Annotated in this window: 13 protein-coding genes; 6 read left to right on the top strand and 7 right to left on the bottom strand. The window is 63.7% G+C overall.

What is annotated here, in order from left to right; translation table 11 throughout:
* Positions 1–20 precede the first annotated feature (20 nt).
* Both RTP54_RS15835 and RTP54_RS15830 read right to left on the bottom strand, forming a co-directional pair.
* Entirely contained in the window at positions 21–2,459 is a 2,439-nt protein-coding gene (locus RTP54_RS15835) for a heavy metal translocating P-type ATPase (RefSeq protein ID WP_409517154.1), read from the bottom strand.
* A gap of 282 nt (positions 2,460–2,741) precedes the next feature.
* Positions 2,742–2,939: a heavy-metal-associated domain-containing protein gene (locus RTP54_RS15830; protein WP_112833233.1), complete on the bottom strand. Its 198-nt coding sequence runs from the start codon at positions 2,937–2,939 to the stop codon at positions 2,742–2,744.
* A 429-nt stretch (positions 2,940–3,368) separates the two neighbouring features.
* Here RTP54_RS15830 and RTP54_RS15825 point away from each other — a divergent pair, with 429 nt between their 5' ends.
* Positions 3,369–4,661, top strand: a complete 1,293-nt coding sequence (locus RTP54_RS15825; protein WP_112809613.1) for an NCS2 family permease — start codon at positions 3,369–3,371, stop codon at positions 4,659–4,661.
* A 126-nt stretch (positions 4,662–4,787) separates the two neighbouring features.
* Here RTP54_RS15825 and RTP54_RS15820 read toward each other — a convergent pair whose 3' ends face one another.
* Both RTP54_RS15820 and RTP54_RS15815 read right to left on the bottom strand, forming a co-directional pair.
* Positions 4,788–5,108 carry a 2Fe-2S iron-sulfur cluster-binding protein gene (locus RTP54_RS15820; protein ID WP_112833234.1) on the bottom strand — a complete coding sequence of 107 codons (321 nt, stop codon included), beginning with the start codon at positions 5,106–5,108 and terminating at the stop codon, positions 4,788–4,790.
* Positions 5,109–5,176: 68 nt separating this feature from the next.
* Positions 5,177–6,430 (bottom strand): cytochrome P450, encoded by a 1,254-nt coding sequence (locus RTP54_RS15815; protein ID WP_312364025.1) that lies wholly within the window; start codon positions 6,428–6,430, stop codon positions 5,177–5,179.
* 112 nt (positions 6,431–6,542) lie between these two features.
* On the opposite strand from RTP54_RS15815, the gene RTP54_RS15810 reads away from it, so the two are divergent.
* Positions 6,543–7,391 carry a helix-turn-helix transcriptional regulator gene (locus tag RTP54_RS15810; protein WP_112809610.1) on the top strand — a complete coding sequence of 283 codons (849 nt, stop codon included), beginning with the start codon at positions 6,543–6,545 and terminating at the stop codon, positions 7,389–7,391.
* A gap of 69 nt (positions 7,392–7,460) precedes the next feature.
* On the opposite strand, the gene RTP54_RS15805 is transcribed toward RTP54_RS15810, so the two are convergent.
* From RTP54_RS15805 to puuE, 3 genes are read right to left on the bottom strand one after another with little or no spacing between them, the layout of a single operon-like run.
* On the bottom strand, positions 7,461–7,946 hold the full coding sequence (locus tag RTP54_RS15805) for an ureidoglycolate lyase (protein WP_112809609.1): 486 nt from the start codon (positions 7,944–7,946) through the stop codon (positions 7,461–7,463).
* A gap of 29 nt (positions 7,947–7,975) precedes the next feature.
* Positions 7,976–8,998 carry an allantoicase gene (alc, locus tag RTP54_RS15800; RefSeq protein WP_112833236.1) on the bottom strand — a complete coding sequence of 341 codons (1,023 nt, stop codon included), beginning with the start codon at positions 8,996–8,998 and terminating at the stop codon, positions 7,976–7,978.
* An 8-nt stretch (positions 8,999–9,006) separates the two neighbouring features.
* On the bottom strand, positions 9,007–10,422 hold the full coding sequence (gene puuE / locus RTP54_RS15795; RefSeq protein ID WP_312364018.1) for an allantoinase PuuE: 1,416 nt from the start codon (positions 10,420–10,422) through the stop codon (positions 9,007–9,009).
* 171 nt (positions 10,423–10,593) lie between these two features.
* Here puuE and uraH point away from each other — a divergent pair, with 171 nt between their 5' ends.
* Genes uraH through xdhC form a run of 4 tightly spaced genes read left to right on the top strand, consistent with a single transcriptional unit; the run spans position 10,594 to position 15,687 of the window.
* On the top strand, positions 10,594–10,965 hold the full coding sequence (gene uraH / locus RTP54_RS15790) for a hydroxyisourate hydrolase (RefSeq protein ID WP_112809606.1): 372 nt from the start codon (positions 10,594–10,596) through the stop codon (positions 10,963–10,965).
* A gap of 6 nt (positions 10,966–10,971) precedes the next feature.
* Complete coding sequence (gene xdhA / locus RTP54_RS15785; RefSeq protein WP_312364015.1) at positions 10,972–12,453, top strand: xanthine dehydrogenase small subunit; 1,482 nt, start codon at positions 10,972–10,974, stop codon at positions 12,451–12,453.
* 12 nt (positions 12,454–12,465) lie between these two features.
* Entirely contained in the window at positions 12,466–14,811 is a 2,346-nt protein-coding gene (gene xdhB / locus RTP54_RS15780; protein ID WP_112833239.1) for a xanthine dehydrogenase molybdopterin binding subunit, read from the top strand.
* 6 nt (positions 14,812–14,817) lie between these two features.
* Positions 14,818–15,687 carry a xanthine dehydrogenase accessory protein XdhC gene (xdhC, locus tag RTP54_RS15775; RefSeq protein WP_409517141.1) on the top strand — a complete coding sequence of 290 codons (870 nt, stop codon included), beginning with the start codon at positions 14,818–14,820 and terminating at the stop codon, positions 15,685–15,687.
* Positions 15,688–15,739: the final 52 nt, after the last annotated feature.

The raw sequence follows: 15,739 nt of genomic DNA, 5'->3' as shown, positions 1-15,739 counted from the left end.
CGCCGGGGAGACGTGTCGTGTTATCGCGTCGCCGGCGTTTGTGCGACAACACCGCGGAAACTCCGCAGGCGGAGCGCATTGCCGAGCACAAAGACGCTCGATAGTGCCATCGCGCCTGCCGCGAAGATCGGCGACAGCAGCAGGCCATAGGCCGGATAGAGCGCACCGGCCGCGACCGGGATCAGGACCGCGTTGTAGGCGAAGGCCCAGAACAGGTTTTCCTTGATGTTGCGGATCGTTGCCTTCGACAGGGCGATCGCGTTCGGCACGCCGAGCAGGTCGCCGGACATCAGCACCACGTCGGCGCTTTCGATTGCCACGTCGGTCCCCGTGCCGATCGCCAGCCCAACATCGGCTTCGGCAAGGGCCGGCGCGTCGTTGATGCCATCGCCGACAAAGGCGACGGCGCGGCCATCAGCCTTCAGGCGCTTCAGGGCGGCCACCTTGCCGTCGGGCAGTACCTCGGCGATGACTTCGTCAATCCCGAGCTTGGCGGCGATCGCCTCGGCAGTGCGACGATTGTCGCCGGTGATCATCGCCACCTTGAGGCCGAGGTCGTGCAGCATGCGGATCGCCTGCGGCGTCGTTTCCTTGATCGGATCGGCAACCGCGATGATGGCGGCAAGCTTGCCGTCGACAGCGGCATAGAGCGGGCTCTTGCCTTCAGAACCGAGGCGGGCCGCCTGCTCGGCAAAGGCCGAGACGTCGAGACCAAGCTTGGCCATGAGCCGGTCGGCGCCGACATGAACGCTGCGTCCGCTGACTGTGGCGCTGGCGCCGAAGCCGGGCACGGCTTCGAAATTCGAGGGCGCCGCGATGGCGATGCCTTCTGCCTTGGCGGCCTCGACGATCGCCTCGGCGATCGGGTGCTCGGACCGGGTTTCGACGGCGGCCACGAGCGCCAGCACGTCGCCGCGCTCAAAACCGGGAGCGGTGTCGAGGTCGGTTAGTTCCGGGCGCCCCTTGGTCAGCGTGCCGGTCTTGTCGACGGCGATGATCTCGGCATTGCGCAGGGTCTGCAGCGCTTCGCCCTTGCGGAACAGGACGCCCATTTCCGCCGCCCTGCCGGTCCCGACCATGATCGAGGTCGGGGTCGCAAGACCCATGGCGCAAGGGCAGGCAATGATCAGCACCGCCACGCCATTGACGAGCGCGAAGCTCAGGGCCGGATCGGGGCCGAAGATCAGCCAGATCGCAAAGGTGATGGCTGCAATCGCGATAACGGCCGGCACGAACCAGGCGGTCACCTTGTCGACCAGCGACTGGATGGGCAGCTTGGCGCCCTGGGCCTGCTCGACCATGCGGATGATCTGCGCCAGCACCGTGTCGGCACCGACCTTGGTGGCGCGGAAGGTGAAGGAGCCAGTCTTGTTGATCGTGCCGCCGACCACGTCGGCGCCGGCGATCTTCTCGACGGGAACCGGCTCGCCGGTGATCATCGATTCGTCGACATAGGAATTGCCCTCGATGACGGTACCGTCGACCGGCACGCGGTCGCCGGGTCGTACCAGCACGGTGTCGCCGGCATGAACGTCGGCAAGCGCGATCTCGATCGTCTCGCCGTCGCGAACGACACGGGCCGTCTTTGCCTGCAGACCCATCAAATGCTTGATCGCCTCGGAGGTTCGACCTTTGGCGCGGGCTTCCAGCACCCGGCCGAGCAGGATCAGCGCGACGATGACGGCGGCGGCTTCATAATAGACGTTGGCCGTACCCTCTGGCAGCAATCCGGATGCAAAGGTGGCGACGACCGAATAACCCCAGGCGGCAGCGGTGCCGATGGCGACCAGCGAATTCATGTCTGGCGCCAGGCGCAGGAGCGCCGGGATGCCCTTCTGATAGAAGCGCAAGCCCGGGCCGAAGAGCACGAGCGTCGTCAGCACGAACTGCAGATACCAGCTCTCCTGCATGCCGATGTTGTTCATGACGAAGTCGTGTACGGCCGGAATGAAATGCGAGCCCATCTCGAGAACGAAGATCGGCAAGGTGAGCACGGCGGCGATCAGCAAGGAGCGGCTGAGGCGCCTTGCTTCGCGCTCGCGCTTTTCGGCTTCTTCGTCATTGTTTTCCGCGCCGGTGATGCGCCTGGCGTCGTATCCGGCCGCGCGCACGGCCTCTTCCAGGCTGGCGATCGTCGCGATGCCCTTGGTCAGGCGCACGGAGGCGCGTTCGGTCGCGAGATTGACGGTCGCATTGCTGACGCCGGGCACTGCCTTCAATGCCTTTTCGATGCGGGCGACGCAGGAGGCGCAGGTCATGCCTTCGATCGAAAGCTCGATCGATTCTTCGGCCGCGCCATAGCCGCTGTTTTCGATCGCCTTCACGATGTCGGTGGTCTTCGTCGTTGCATCGAAACGGACGTCCGCCCGCTCCGTCGCGAGATTGACGGAAGCGGAGGTGACGCCTGGAACGGCACGAATGGCCTTTTCGACGCGCGCGACGCAGGAGGCACATGTCATGCCTTCGACCGGAATGCTGGCGATCAGCGCATCGCCGGCAATTGCCCTGGCGTTCTTGGTTTCGATGGTCGTCACGGATCCCATGATCGTGCTCCTTTGTACTGTTCTTTTACCGGAAGATGGGGCTTCCAACGATGGGAAGGTCAAGGGTGGTTCGAAAGATTTCTTCCGACGGATGCGCGCCCCTGATCTTGGCCCTGCACGGCCATCAGGAACGACAAACGCCCCGGCGCGATGGCCGGGGCGTCAACGGTGACCGGTGGCACCGTTTCGTTGCCGCTGTCAGAGTTGGCGGCTCTCGTAGCCTGCAGCCATCAACGCCTCGGCGATCGGGCCGGGTGCGGCGACTGTCTCCACGCTGACTTCGCGCGAGCCGAGATCGACCCTGACGACTGCCTGCGGGTCGACGGTCAGGATCGCCTTTTGCACGGTTCCGGCGCAGTGTCCGCAGGTCATGTTGTCGATCTTGTAAGTCTGCATTGCTTGTCTCCTTCAATTCGATGTGAGACAAAGATGGGGTTTCCCACCGTTGGAAGGTCAAGAGGCCTTTCGACGATATTTTCGCCCACGCTTCGGCCGCTGAAACAGGCGCGAAAGCTCCGGGTCCGGCGTCGCGATCGCCCGGTAATGGGTCCGAAAAATTTGAAAGTCTTTCATCACCGAACCCTGGAATGGACGGCTAGCAGTCTGCCGCGGGAAGACGCACAATCCCAAGGCTGTGCACAAGGCATTCGCGTCGTCTCAAGGGGGCGGACGATCGCCCGCCCGGCACGGACCACGAACGGTCCGTGATGCGATCATGCCGGATTTTCCGGGTTGATCGAAATGCACTGGTCGGTGACTGGAGGAGACTATGTCCCGATCTCTGTCGTTCGGCTGCGTCGTGGCGACGCCGCCAAGGGAGGAAATATGTTTGAACGACTATTCAAGTTAAAAGAGCACAACTCGTCCGTGCGCACCGAAGTGATCGCCGGCGTTACGACATTCCTGACGATGTCCTACATCATCTTCGTCAACCCCGACATTCTGTCGACCACGGGCATGGATAGGGATGCCGTCTTCGTCGCGACCTGTATTGCCGCGGCGCTCGGTTCGGCGGTCATGGCGCTCGTCGCCAACTGGCCGATCGGCATGGCGCCGGGCATGGGCCTCAACGCCTTCTTCGCCTTTACCGTCGTCGCGGCCCTCGGCTTTACCTGGCAGCAGGCACTGGGCGCCGTGTTCATCTCCGGCGTGATCTTCCTGATCCTGACCGTGACCGGGGTGCGCAGTTGGCTGATCGCCGGCATTCCGCATTCGCTCAGAAGCGCGATTGCCACCGGTATCGGCCTGTTTCTCGGCATCATTGCCTTGAAGAATGCCGGTATCGTCGTCGATAATCCGGCAACGCTGGTCGGTCTCGGCGACCTGAAGCAGACCGGCCCGCTCTTGGCGATCCTCGGCTTCTTCGTCATTGCAGTGCTCGATTCGCTCAAGGTTCGCGGCTCGATCCTCATCGGCATCCTCGTCGTCACCGTCCTGTCGATGCTGCTCGGGGTCAGCGAGTTCAAGGGCATCGTCTCGACGCCGCCAAGCATCGCGCCGACCTTCATGCAGCTCGATATCATGGGCGCGCTGCATGGCGGCCTGATCCACGTGATCCTCGTCTTCGTGCTCGTTGAAGTCTTCGATGCCACGGGAACGCTGATCGGTGTCGCCAAGCGCGCCAAGCTGGTGGAAGAGGGCAAGCCGAACCGTCTCGGCCGGGCGCTTCTGGCCGACAGCACCGCGATCGTTGCCGGTTCGCTGATCGGCACCAGCAGCACCACGGCCTATGTCGAAAGCGCCTCGGGCGTTCAGGCGGGCGGCCGCACCGGCCTGACGGCGCTGACAGTCAGCGTGCTCTTCCTGGCAGCCTTGTTCTTCTCGCCGTTGGCCGCTGCCGTCCCGACTTACGCAACGGCTCCGGCCCTGCTCTATGTCGCCGGCCTGATGATGCGCGAACTGACGGAAGTCGACTGGGACGATCTGACGGAAGCGGCCCCGGCGGCGCTGACCGCGCTTGCCATGCCCTTCACCTATTCGATCGCCAACGGCCTTGCCTTCGGCTTCGTGAGCTACGTCGTGCTCAAGGTGTTTACCGGCAAGTGGAGCGTCATCCATCCGGCGACGCAGCTGGTCGCAGCGCTCTTCGTCATTCGCTTCGCCTTCTTCGCCGAATAGCAAAAGAAGCCGGGGCAGACGTTGCCCCGGCCCCGTAAACCAAGGACTTCCCCCCGCGAAGCTGACCGGACCGCAGGCATCCTGCGGCTCCGGTCTTTTTGTGTCCGCCGGCGCGAAAACCGAAGGTCAGTATTGGCCGTCCGGCAGATGCACCACGAGACCGTCGAGCGCCGCCGAAACCGTGATCTGACAGCTGAGGCGGCTGCGCTCGTCCGGATTGACGACGCACTCGATCATGTCCTGCTCCTGGTAATCGGGCGTCGGCAGCTTTTCGCTCCACGCCGCATCGATGTAACAGTGGCATGTGCCACAGGCGCAGGAGCCGCCGCATTCGGCGGCAATGGCGTCGATGCCGTTCTGAACGGCGGCCGACATCACCGACTGGCCGATTTCGGCCTCGACCTCGGTCGACTTCCCCTCGGCATCCACAAATACGATCCTGGGCATAAATGGTCTCCACTCAAATCTGAAATCGGTCTGATGATGATGGGCGCCCCTGGCGCCATCGTCGTCGTTCAAGCTGGCCTTATGGCGATCTGCAGTCGCTTGGGCCCGCGCACGGAGAGCCCGCGCTTGTATTCAGGCCGCTCGTCGACAAGCGCGATCGTCGGGAAACGACGCAACAAGGTGCTGAAGATGATGTCCATATCCAGCCGGGCGAGATGGTTGCCGAGACAGAAGTGCACGCCGCCGCCGAAGGCGAGATGCCTGTTAGGGCTGCGGCCGATATCGAAGCTGTCGGCATCGTCGAATTGCCTTGGGTCGCGGTTGGCAGAACCATAGAGAACGCCGAACTTGGTGCCGCGCGCGAAGGTTTGCCCGCCGATGTCGACATCCTCGATGCAATGGCGATGGAAGAACGGCAACGGCGATTCGTAGCGGAACATTTCCTGCACCGCCGTCTGGATTAATGCCGGATCCTGGCGCAGGCGCAGCATCTGCTCGGGAAACCGCAAGAGTGCATGCATGCCACTGCCCAGCACGTCGATCGTCGAGCCGTGTCCAGCCATCAGGATCAGCATGCAGGTCGAGATGAACTCGTCAGCGTTCATCGCTCCGGCGCGTTCTGCCTCGATCAGAACGGAGATCAGGTCGTCTTTCGGACAGCGTTCGCGCTCGTGCTTCAGGGCTGTGAGGTATTCGTAGAATTCAGTCGTGTTGGTCTCGGCGATGCGCTTGCGTTCATCCGAGCGATCGACGTCGAAGAACTGGACGATGTTTTCCGACCAGATGCGCAGCTGGGGACAGTCCTCGTCGGGAACGCCGAGCAATCGGCCGATGATATGCCCGGGAACGTGGGCTGCCAGATCGTCGACGAAATCGATCTCGCCGCGATCGGAAAGGCTGTCGATCAGCCTATCGACATAGGCCTGGATCTGGTCGCGCAGCTTGGCGATCATCGCCGGCGTGAACAGCTTGAACACCTGCCGGCGCAGCCGGTCGTGCACGGCGCCGTCGCTGTCGAGCAGGCTGAACTGCACGAAGCGCGAGTGGTTCGGCATGTCGTGCCAGTTGCCGGCGCGCTGGATCCGGGCGATCTCTTCAACCGTGGCGAGATCCTCGAGCGAACGGACCATGCGCTTGTCCATCACGATCGCCGAGACGTCCTCGAAGCGCGAGGCAAGCCAGATGTCGAAATCCGCGAAATAGTGCAGGCCGCCCTTGTCGCGAAGCGCCTTGTAGGTCGGATAGGGATCGCGTGCGAAATCGGGCGAGAGCGGGGCGAACGTCACCTCCGATTGGTCCGAAGTCGGTAAGTTCACTGTCATTGGCCGCGCTCCCTGCAAAGCTGCAGGATAGCGTCATCGCCTATCGCAGGGAAATGCAGCGATCTCGCGAAATGATGGACAAAACTCGCATGCATGTGGCATTGTGCCATCTATGCTGGCCGAGCACGAAGAGATCTATTTTCATACACCCGCCCGCCTGGCTGGAGCATTTCCCTACAGGGCGCTGGTGGCCGGGGCGCGCGTCGCGCTGCCCGACGAGCCGCCGATCCGTAAGCGTTTCCACCAGCACGTGCTCGTTCACACGATTGCCGGCCAGGGTCTGATCGAGGTGCGGGGCCAGCGCTTCATCGCAGAGAAGGGCTTCTCGATCTGGCTGGATACGGCGCAGGCCTATGAACATCGCTGTTGCCCGGACGCGGCTGAGTGGCGCTACCTCTGGATGGGTATCGATGGCCACGGGCTCGACGACGTCTATGCCTTTCTCAACGTCCAGCAGCAGCCGTTGTTCGAACCGTCCGACAGCGCGGCGGCGCAGGCGGCGTACCGGTCCGTCATCGAGTATCTCGATGATCGCTCGTCTGCGACCGATGCGCTCGTCAGTGCAGCCATCGCCGGGCTGATCGCCAATCTGAGCGCGCCGCGATTGGCGGGGGCCGCGACTAACGACGATCCGGCACTGGGCGACCGGGTGAGCACGGTTCTGGCGGCCGTTCGCAAGGACCTGGCCCGTGCATGGACGATCGATGAGCTCGCTGGGCTCGCGCATCTCAGCGCCTCGCAGCTTTTTCGCCGGTTCAAGGATACGATCGGCACGACGCCGATGGACTGGCTGCGGCACGAACGCATCAACCAGGCGAAACGCCTGTTGGTCGCGCCGGGGGCCAAGGTTTCGGCTGTGGCCGCCCACTGCGGCTATCCCGACCCCTACCACTTCTCGCGCGACTTCCGCCGCCTGACTGGCTACACGCCGACGAAATTCAGGCGCGACGGCGGGTACTAGGCGGGGCTGCGAAAAGATGACGGTCCCCACCCGGCCGAGCGGGTCCGTCCTCCAGTTGCAGGCCTGTCTTCAGCGCAGCAGGAATGGCTGCTCGAAGAAGTGCTCTTCCAGGTTGACGCCTTCGCCGCCACGGTCGACCACCGCAAAGTCCGAGACGTCATCGAGCGGCGTCAGGATGCCGTGCCAGACATTGCGGGCGATGTTGACGCCCTGGCCGGGTGCCGTGCGGAAGGCGATGGGTTCGCTCGGACCTTCTGTCGTCTCCTCGGATACGACCACCAGAAAGGGATTGTCTGTCAGGGGAATGAACGCCTGGCTGCCGAGCGGGTGCCGCTCGACCATGGTGAGCGTCAGGGGCAGCGGATAGGGCTCGCCGCGCACGAGGCTGATCATCGGCCGACCCTTGTCGCCGGCGGTCTCGATCTTGGCAAGATCGTGATAGCGGGTACATTTTCCGCCGTTGATGGGAAAGCTGTGGGCGTTCTCTGTCTCGATCACGTCGCCGAATGGTGCGAATGCCTCGCGTGTCAGCGGCTTTATCTCGATCTCCTTCATGTGACGCTCCTCCGTCTGATGTTGGTCGTTTAAGGGGTGCCGGCACCTGCAATGCGCCCGAAGACACGCAGCCGGCTGACGCCGCCATCGGGGTAGATGTTGAGACGGACATGGGTGGCAAAACCGATGTCTTCGATCATCTCGGGGCCAAAATCATGGATGCTGTCGGCGCTCAACTTCTGGCATGGCAGCGCCTGCCGCCAGAAGAGCGAGGAGGCGGAGACAAGCGCATCCACCGCGCAATCGCCCGCGCGGAGGTCTGCCGCCTGCACCGAACAGGCGTCAGGGAAATTGCCCTTGAAATGGGCGGTATCGACGACAATGCGCTCGATCTTCGTGCGGGCAGCGAGCCTGACGATGACCCAGTCGTTGCCCGGTTCGCGCCGGCGCCGTGTTTCCCAGCCATCGCCCATATTGATCCCGCGACCGGGGGCGAGCAGCCGTTGATGCCCGTAGTGGCCATTGGAAAAGACGACAATCCGGCCGCCGAGCAAGGATGATGCAAGATCGACGGGCGCCTCGCCGACCCGCGCCCGGTCGAGCTCGGGCGTGCCATAGACCCTGAGCCGGGCGACGCCGCCGTCGGGATAGATCCGCAGCCTGACATGGCTCCAGTTGCCCTCGGCGATGGCGGTAAAGTGGTGGTGCGCGTTCGGGCCGAGCGGGCTCGTGCCCAACAGCTCGGTCCAGACGGTGGTTTCATCAGGGCCATCCGGCGCCAGGCAGGCATCGATGGCGCAGGCGGTCGGGTAGTTGCCGATGAAATGGGTCGTATCCACATCGAAACCGGCGATCCGGCCGCTCGCGGCAAGGGCGACGATGGCATGGTCATGGCCGGGGCCGCGTCGACGCCGCGTTTCCCAACCGTCCATCCATTTGCCATGCTCGTCATAAACGCCCGGATGAAAGACGGCCGGACAGTCCTGCAGCAGCCGCTCGAGCGGGGCGAAGAATTCGTCGGTTGCAAAGACCGGCCTGGCGCCGAGACCGGCGGAGGCAAGATTGATCGTCTTGCGCGCGAATTCAGGAAGGCTGTCGCCGTCGATCGTCATCGCCGCACTCAGCTCGGCAGCATATCTTTGAGGCGCAGAAGCGCAATGCGCTCCACCTGGCGGCAGGCCGTCTCCAGTTCGCTGTCGCGGTCGTTGCCGATCCGGGTTTCGAAGGCCGCCAGGATGTCATCCTTGCTGCGGCCCCTGACGGCGATGATGAAGGGGAAACCGAATTTGGCGACATAGGCGCTGTTGAGTTCGGTGAAGCGCGCACGTTCTGCGTCGGTCAGCGCGTCGAGGCCGGCCGAGGCCTGTTCGCTGGTCGAGCTTTCGGTGAGCCGCTTGGCCTGCGCCAGCTTGCCGGCGAGATCCGGGTGTGCATTGAGCACGCCGAGCCGCTCTTGCGGTGTTGCCTCGCGGAAAACGGACGTGAGTGCTGCCGCAAGGCCGATCGCCGTGTCGTTGGCGACGGACAATTCGCCGGCAAAGGCACGCTTGGCGATCCATTCGGAATGTTCGAACACCCCGCCGAAGCGGGCAACGAAATCGGACTCGGACAGCCGCGACGGGCGATCGTCAGAGGCCCTGAACGGATAGGTTTTCGCCCAGTGGCGGGCGATATCGATGCGCCGGGCGAGCCAGACCTTTTCGTGACCTTTGACATAGTCGATAAAGCGGGCAAGGGCTGCGGCGCGCCCCGGCCGGCCTACGAGACGGCAGTGCAGGCCAATGCTCAGCATCTTCGGCGCGCCTGCCGCACCTTCCGCGTAGAGCACGTCGAAACTGTCCTTGAGATAGCTGAAGAACTGGTCGCCGCTGTTGAAGCCCTGCGGCGTCGCAAAGCGCATGTCGTTGGTGTCGAGCGTGTAGGGGATCACCAATTGCTGACGGCCGGCATGTTCATGCCAATAGGGCAGGTCGTCCGCATAGCTGTCGGAGACATAGTCGAAGCCGCCGGTCTCGGTCACGAGGTCAAGCGTGTTGTCCGAGCAGCGGCCGGTATACCAGCCGCGCGGCGGTTCGCCGGTGACCACCGTGTGCAGCCGGATCGCTTCGGCGATCTCCGCCCGCTCCCGTTCCGGGCTGAAATCCTTGTGCTCGATCCACTTCAGGCCGTGAGAGGCGATCTCCCAGCCGGCTTCCTGCATGGCTGCTACCTGGCTCGGGGACCGTTTCAGCGCCGTTGCAACGCCATAGACCGTTGCCGGCACGCCCTTTTCCGTGAACATGCGGTGCAGCCGCCAGAAGCCGGCGCGGGCGCCGTACTCGTAGATCGATTCCATGTTCCAGTGGCGCTGCCCGGGCCAGGCCTGCGCGCCGACGATTTCCGACAGGAAGGCCTCCGATGCGGCATCGCCGTGCAGCACGCAGTTCTCGCCGCCTTCTTCGTAGTTGATCACGAATTGCACGGCGATCCGCGCCTCATCGGGCCAGACGGTGGTGGTATCAGGGCCGTGGCCGTGAAGATCGCGGGGGTATCTCATAACAAGCAGTCCTCCAGACATTTGTCTCTGCGGCCTGATTCCTAACGGGATTTTTCCGACGTCATTCCCCCTGAAAATTTTGAAAGTCTCGAATGAACCGCCCGCTTCTCAATGCCCTGGCTCACCTCGATACTGCCAACTGGAAAGCTGACTTCGGGAGGAGCGATACGCATGCAATCTCATGGTGGAAACGACGGCCGTCTGACGACCCATGTGCTGGATACGGCCAGTGGCAAACCGGCCAAGGACCTGCGCATCGAGCTCTACCGCATCGAAGGCAATCAACAGACGCATCTGCGCTCGGTCCGCACCAACGACGATGGACGCTGCGACCAGCCGCTCTTGAGCGGATCGCTGATGCAGGCAGGCACCTACGAGCTGCATTTCCATGCCGGCGACTATCTCGGATCGGAAGCGGCGCGCGGTGCCAATCCGTTTCTCGATGTCATCCCCATCCGTTTCGGCATAGACGACCAGGCGGCGCACTATCACGTGCCGCTGCTGCTCTCGCCCTATGGCTATTCGACCTATCGCGGGAGCTGATCGCCCATGACCATCCAGATCCGCAACACCATCCGTTTCCTGTTGAACCATCGCCTCGTCGAGCTTGCCGACGTGTCGGCGGTCCAGACTTTGCTCGACTTCCTGCGCATCGATCGCAACTTGCGTGGCACCAAGGAAGGTTGCGCTGAAGGCGATTGCGGCGCCTGCACCGTACTGGTCGGCCGCCTGCTCGGCGGCGAGCTGAAATACGAATCCGTCAATGCCTGCATCCGCTTCGTCGGCTCGCTCGACGGTTGCCACGTGGTGACGGTGGATAGCCTGGCAACGCCGGGCGGCCCGCTGCATCCGGTTCAGCAGGCGATGGTCCAGACGCATGCCTCGCAATGCGGCTTTTGCACGCCGGGCTTCGTCATGTCGCTCTATGGGCTCTGGATGGAAAACCCCAAGCCCTCGATCGCCGAAATCGAGAAGGCGCTGCAGGGCAATCTCTGTCGCTGCACCGGCTATGCCGCCATCATTCGCGCCGCAGAAGCGATTTCCACGATCGGCGATCTCGGCACGGATCCGCTGTTTGCCGAACGCGACCGGATCGCCGGCGAACTCGCGAGCCTTCAGGACGGTCGCCGCGTGGTGATTGGCGAGGGATCGGAGCTGTTCATGCTACCGGCCTCTGTCGACGACTTTGCCGATGTGCTCGAAGCCAACCCGAAGGCGACCATCGTCGCCGGTTCGACCGATGTCGGCCTCTGGGTTACGAAGTTCATGCGTGACATCGCGCCGGTCGTGCACCTGACGCATCTCGAAGAGATGCGCCGCATCACCGTCGACGACAAGGGCGTGACGCTCGGCGCCGGTGTCAGCTACGCCGAAGCTTTTCCTGTGATCACCGAGCATTTCCCGCAAATGCGCGAGCTCTGGGATCGCATCGGCGGGCAGCAGGTGCGCAACATGGGCACCGTCGGCGGCAACATTGCCAATGGCTCGCCGATCGGCGACACGCCGCCCGCACTGATAGCGCTCGGTGCTTCGGTGACGCTGCGCAAGGGTGCGCGCCGCCGGAGCGTCGCGCTCCAGGATTTCTTCATCGCCTATGGCAAGCAGGATCGCGAGCCCGGCGAATTCGTAGAGGCGGTGCACATCCCCTTCCTCGAAGCCGACACGCGTTTTGCCGTCTACAAGATCACCAAGCGGCTCGACGAGGATATCACAGCGGTCTGCGGCGCCTTCCGGCTGACGTTCGACGGTGCCGGCCGCGTCGCCGATGCGGTCATCGCCTTCGGCGGCATGGCCGGAACGCCGAAGCGAGCCGACCATGTCGAAGCTGCGCTCAAGGGCGAGGCATGGAGTGAGGCGACGGTCGATCAGGCGATCTCCGCTTTCGACCAGGATTTCACCCCGCTGACCGACTGGCGTGCCTCTGCGGAGTATCGCCAGCTGGTGGCGAAGAACTTGCTTCGCCGCTTCTATCTGGAAACACAGGCGGCCGGACAGATCCGGCTCGACCGTACCGTCGCCGTTGCCGTCTAGGAGGTGAGACCCATGAATGTGATGCAGCCCATCGACCGCATCCGCGGTGGCGTCCACGAAAACGAGAAACACGAATCCGGCCACAAGCACGTGTCGGGAACCGCCGAATATATCGACGATATCCCCGAACCCTCAGGCACGCTGCACGGCTATCTCGGCCTGTCCCAGCGCGCCCATGCCGATATCCTGTCGATCGATTTCGACGCGGTTTCAGCCAGTGAAGGCGTGATCGGCATCCTGACCGCCGACGACATCCCCGGCGAAAACGACATCAGCCCGGCACACAAACACGACGATCCGGTGTTTGCGACCGGCAAGGTCGAATTCCATGGCCAACCGATCTTCGCGGTCATCGCGACGTCGCGCGAGGCCGCACGGCGTGCCGCCGCCAAGGTCAAGGTCGAGTACCGTGACTTGCCGCATGTCACCGACGTACTGGAAGCGGCTGCCGCCAACTATCCGCTTGTTATCGATCCCTTGAAGCTGGAGCGCGGCGACATCGAAGCCGGCTTCGCCAAGGCGAAGAACGTCCTTCAAGGCGAAATGCGCATCGGCGGTCAGGATCATTTCTATCTCGAGGGCCAGATTTCCTTCGCCATCCCCGGCGAGGACGACGAGGTTCTGGTCTATTCGTCGACGCAGCATCCGAGCGAAACCCAGCACATGGTGGCAACCGTGCTTGGCGTACCGTCGAATGCCGTGACCGTGAACGTGCGCCGCATGGGCGGCGGTTTCGGCGGCAAGGAAACGCAGGCCAACATCTTTGCAGCCGTGGCCGCACTGGCCGCCAAGAAGTACCGCTGCGCCGTCAAGGTGCGCCCGGACCGGGACGACGACATGTCGGCAACCGGCAAGCGCCACGATTTCCATGTCGACTACAAGGTCGGCTTCGACGACGAGGGCCGCATCGAAGCGGTTGATGCGGTGTTTGCCGCGCGTTGCGGCTTCTCCGCCGATCTCTCCGGTCCGGTCACCGACCGCGCGCTGTTTCATGCCGACAACTGCTACTTCTATCCGAACGTGCGCCTGCGTTCGAAGCCGTTGAAGACCAACACCGTCTCCAACACCGCGTTTCGCGGCTTCGGCGGCCCGCAGGGCATGGTCGGCGGCGAACGCATGATCGAGGACGTAGCGTATGCTGTCGGCAAGGATCCGCTCGAGATCCGCAAGCTCAATTTCTACGGCGGCGAGGGCCGCAATCTCACGCCCTATCACCAGACGGTCGAGGACAACATCATCGGCCGCATCATCGAGGAGCTGGAGACCTCGGCCGATTACGCCGCGCGCCGCAAGGCGGTGATCGCCTTCAACCGCGAAAACCACATCATCAAGCGCGGTATCGCGCTGACGCCGGTCAAGTTCGGCATCTCGTTCACCAAGACCGAGTACAACCAGGCCGGCGCGCTCGTGCACGTCTATGCCGACGGCTCGATCCACCTCAATCACGGTGGCACCGAGATGGGGCAGGGGCTTTACACCAAGATCGCCCAGGTGGTGGCTGACGAGTTCCAGGTCGATCTCGGCCGCATCAAGGTGACGGCGACGACGACCGCGAAGGTGCCGAACACGTCGGCGACTGCTGCATCATCGGGCACGGATCTGAACGGCATGGCGGCCGCCAATGCGGCCCAGCAGATCAAGGCGCGGCTGGTGCGCTTTGCCGCAGAACGCTGGAGCGTTGCGGAAACCGATATTGCCTTTGAACCCAACACGGTGCGCGTCGGCGCGGAACGCCTGCCTTTTGGCGAGTTCATCAAGCTTGCCTACGGCGCCCGCATCCAGCTGTCTGCCGCCGGTTTTTACAAGACGCCGAAGATCCACTGGAACCGTTCGGAAGGCCGTGGCCGACCGTTCTTCTATTATGCCTATGGCGCCTCCTGCTCCGAGGTCAGCGTCGACACGTTGACGGGTGAATATCAGGTCGACCGCACCGACATCCTGCATGATGTCGGTCGCTCGCTGAACCCGGCACTGGATCTCGGCCAGGTGGAGGGCGCGTTCGTTCAGGGGATGGGCTGGCTGACGACGGAAGAGCTGTGGTGGGATGCCAAGGGTCGGCTGCGCACGCATGCACCTTCGACCTACAAGATCCCGCTTGCCTCGGATCGGCCGCGCGTGTTCAACGTCCGGTTGGCGGAGTGGTCCGTCAACCGCGAGGAGACGATCCGCCGCTCGAAGGCGGTCGGGGAACCGCCGTTCATGCTGGGCATTTCGGTTCTGGAAGCCTTGTCGATGGCGGCCGCCAGCGTTGCGGAGTATCGTATCGCTCCGCGCATCGACGCGCCGGCAACGCCGGAGCGGGTGCTGATGGCGATCGAGCGGCTACGGGCCGCAGCAAGACAAGGGGCGGTGGCGTAAGGGTCGATGGCGATGGTTGCGAGCCGAGAGGATATCCGGGATTTCCTGCGCCGCGAGCCGGACTGCGTGCTCGTCGAGGTGACGGGGGCTGCCGGTTCAACGCCGCGCGACACCGACGCCTGGATGCTGGTGGCGGCGGACGGACTGTTCGGCACCATCGGCGGCGGCCAGCTCGAGTATATGGCGATCGACCATGGACGGCGTGCACTGAAGCGTGGCGACCGTGCCGATACAATGACGATCCCGCTCGGTCCCGAGATCGGCCAGTGTTGCGGCGGGCGTGTCGCGCTCGCCTTCACGCGCATCGATCGGGAGAAAGCCGCCATGCTGATTGAACGCAGCGATCTGGAGATTGCCAGCCGACCCCATGTCTATGTCTTCGGCGCGGGTCATGTCGGCGACGCCCTGGCGATGGCGCTGTCGCTCGTGCCGGTGCGCACCATCCTGGTCGACACGCGCGAGGACGAACTCGAGGCTGCCGGCATCCATGGCATCGAGACCTGCCTGACGGCGATGCCCGAGGCGGTGGTGCGCGATGCCCCGCGCGGCAGCGCCTTCGTCATCCTCACCCACGACCACGCGCTCGACTTTCTGATCGCGGCCGAGGCGCTGCGCCGCGACGACGCCTCCTATGTCGGCATGATCGGTTCGAAGACGAAGCGGTCGACGTTCAAGAGCTGGCTGTCGCGGGAAATCGGCCGGCCGGATCTGTTCGACCGGCTCGTCTGCCCGATCGGCGGCACTGCGGTAAAGGACAAGAGGCCCGCCGTCATCGCGGCGCTGGCCGCCGCCGAGATCATGACGGCGGCCCTCAATCAAAATTGGGAAACGCCGGCGATCACGTCGACGAAACCGGGAAAGCGCGTCGGCGCCTGAGCAGGCGCACCATCGGAAAACCAGCCGGAGCGTGGCCGGCAGACGTGGTCCC

It is taken from the genome of Ensifer sp., from assembly GCF_031989085.1.
GTDB lineage: Bacteria > Pseudomonadota > Alphaproteobacteria > Rhizobiales > Rhizobiaceae > Ensifer.
The sequence above is the reverse complement of the archived record's forward strand: the minus strand, read 5'-3'. Positions and strand labels throughout refer to the sequence as shown.

What these genes read in the sequence shown, in the direction of transcription:
- RTP54_RS15835 (WP_409517154.1), bottom strand. Translation starts at nt 2,459, where the DNA reads ATGACATGTGCCTCCTGCGTCGCGCGCGTCGAAAAGGCCATTCGTGCC.
- RTP54_RS15830 (WP_112833233.1), bottom strand. Translation starts at nt 2,939, where the DNA reads ATGCAGACTTACAAGATCGACAACATGACCTGCGGACACTGCGCCGGA.
- RTP54_RS15825 (WP_112809613.1), top strand. Translation starts at nt 3,369, where the DNA reads ATGTTTGAACGACTATTCAAGTTAAAAGAGCACAACTCGTCCGTGCGC.
- RTP54_RS15820 (WP_112833234.1), bottom strand. Translation starts at nt 5,108, where the DNA reads ATGCCCAGGATCGTATTTGTGGATGCCGAGGGGAAGTCGACCGAGGTC.
- RTP54_RS15815 (WP_312364025.1), bottom strand. Translation starts at nt 6,430, where the DNA reads ATGACAGTGAACTTACCGACTTCGGACCAATCGGAGGTGACGTTCGCC.
- RTP54_RS15810 (WP_112809610.1), top strand. Translation starts at nt 6,543, where the DNA reads ATGCTGGCCGAGCACGAAGAGATCTATTTTCATACACCCGCCCGCCTG.
- RTP54_RS15805 (WP_112809609.1), bottom strand. Translation starts at nt 7,946, where the DNA reads ATGAAGGAGATCGAGATAAAGCCGCTGACACGCGAGGCATTCGCACCA.
- alc (WP_112833236.1), bottom strand. Translation starts at nt 8,998, where the DNA reads ATGACGATCGACGGCGACAGCCTTCCTGAATTCGCGCGCAAGACGATC.
- puuE (WP_312364018.1), bottom strand. Translation starts at nt 10,422, where the DNA reads ATGAGATACCCCCGCGATCTTCACGGCCACGGCCCTGATACCACCACC.
- uraH (WP_112809606.1), top strand. Translation starts at nt 10,594, where the DNA reads ATGCAATCTCATGGTGGAAACGACGGCCGTCTGACGACCCATGTGCTG.
- xdhA (WP_312364015.1), top strand. Translation starts at nt 10,972, where the DNA reads ATGACCATCCAGATCCGCAACACCATCCGTTTCCTGTTGAACCATCGC.
- xdhB (WP_112833239.1), top strand. Translation starts at nt 12,466, where the DNA reads ATGAATGTGATGCAGCCCATCGACCGCATCCGCGGTGGCGTCCACGAA.
- xdhC (WP_409517141.1), top strand. Translation starts at nt 14,818, where the DNA reads ATGGCGATGGTTGCGAGCCGAGAGGATATCCGGGATTTCCTGCGCCGC.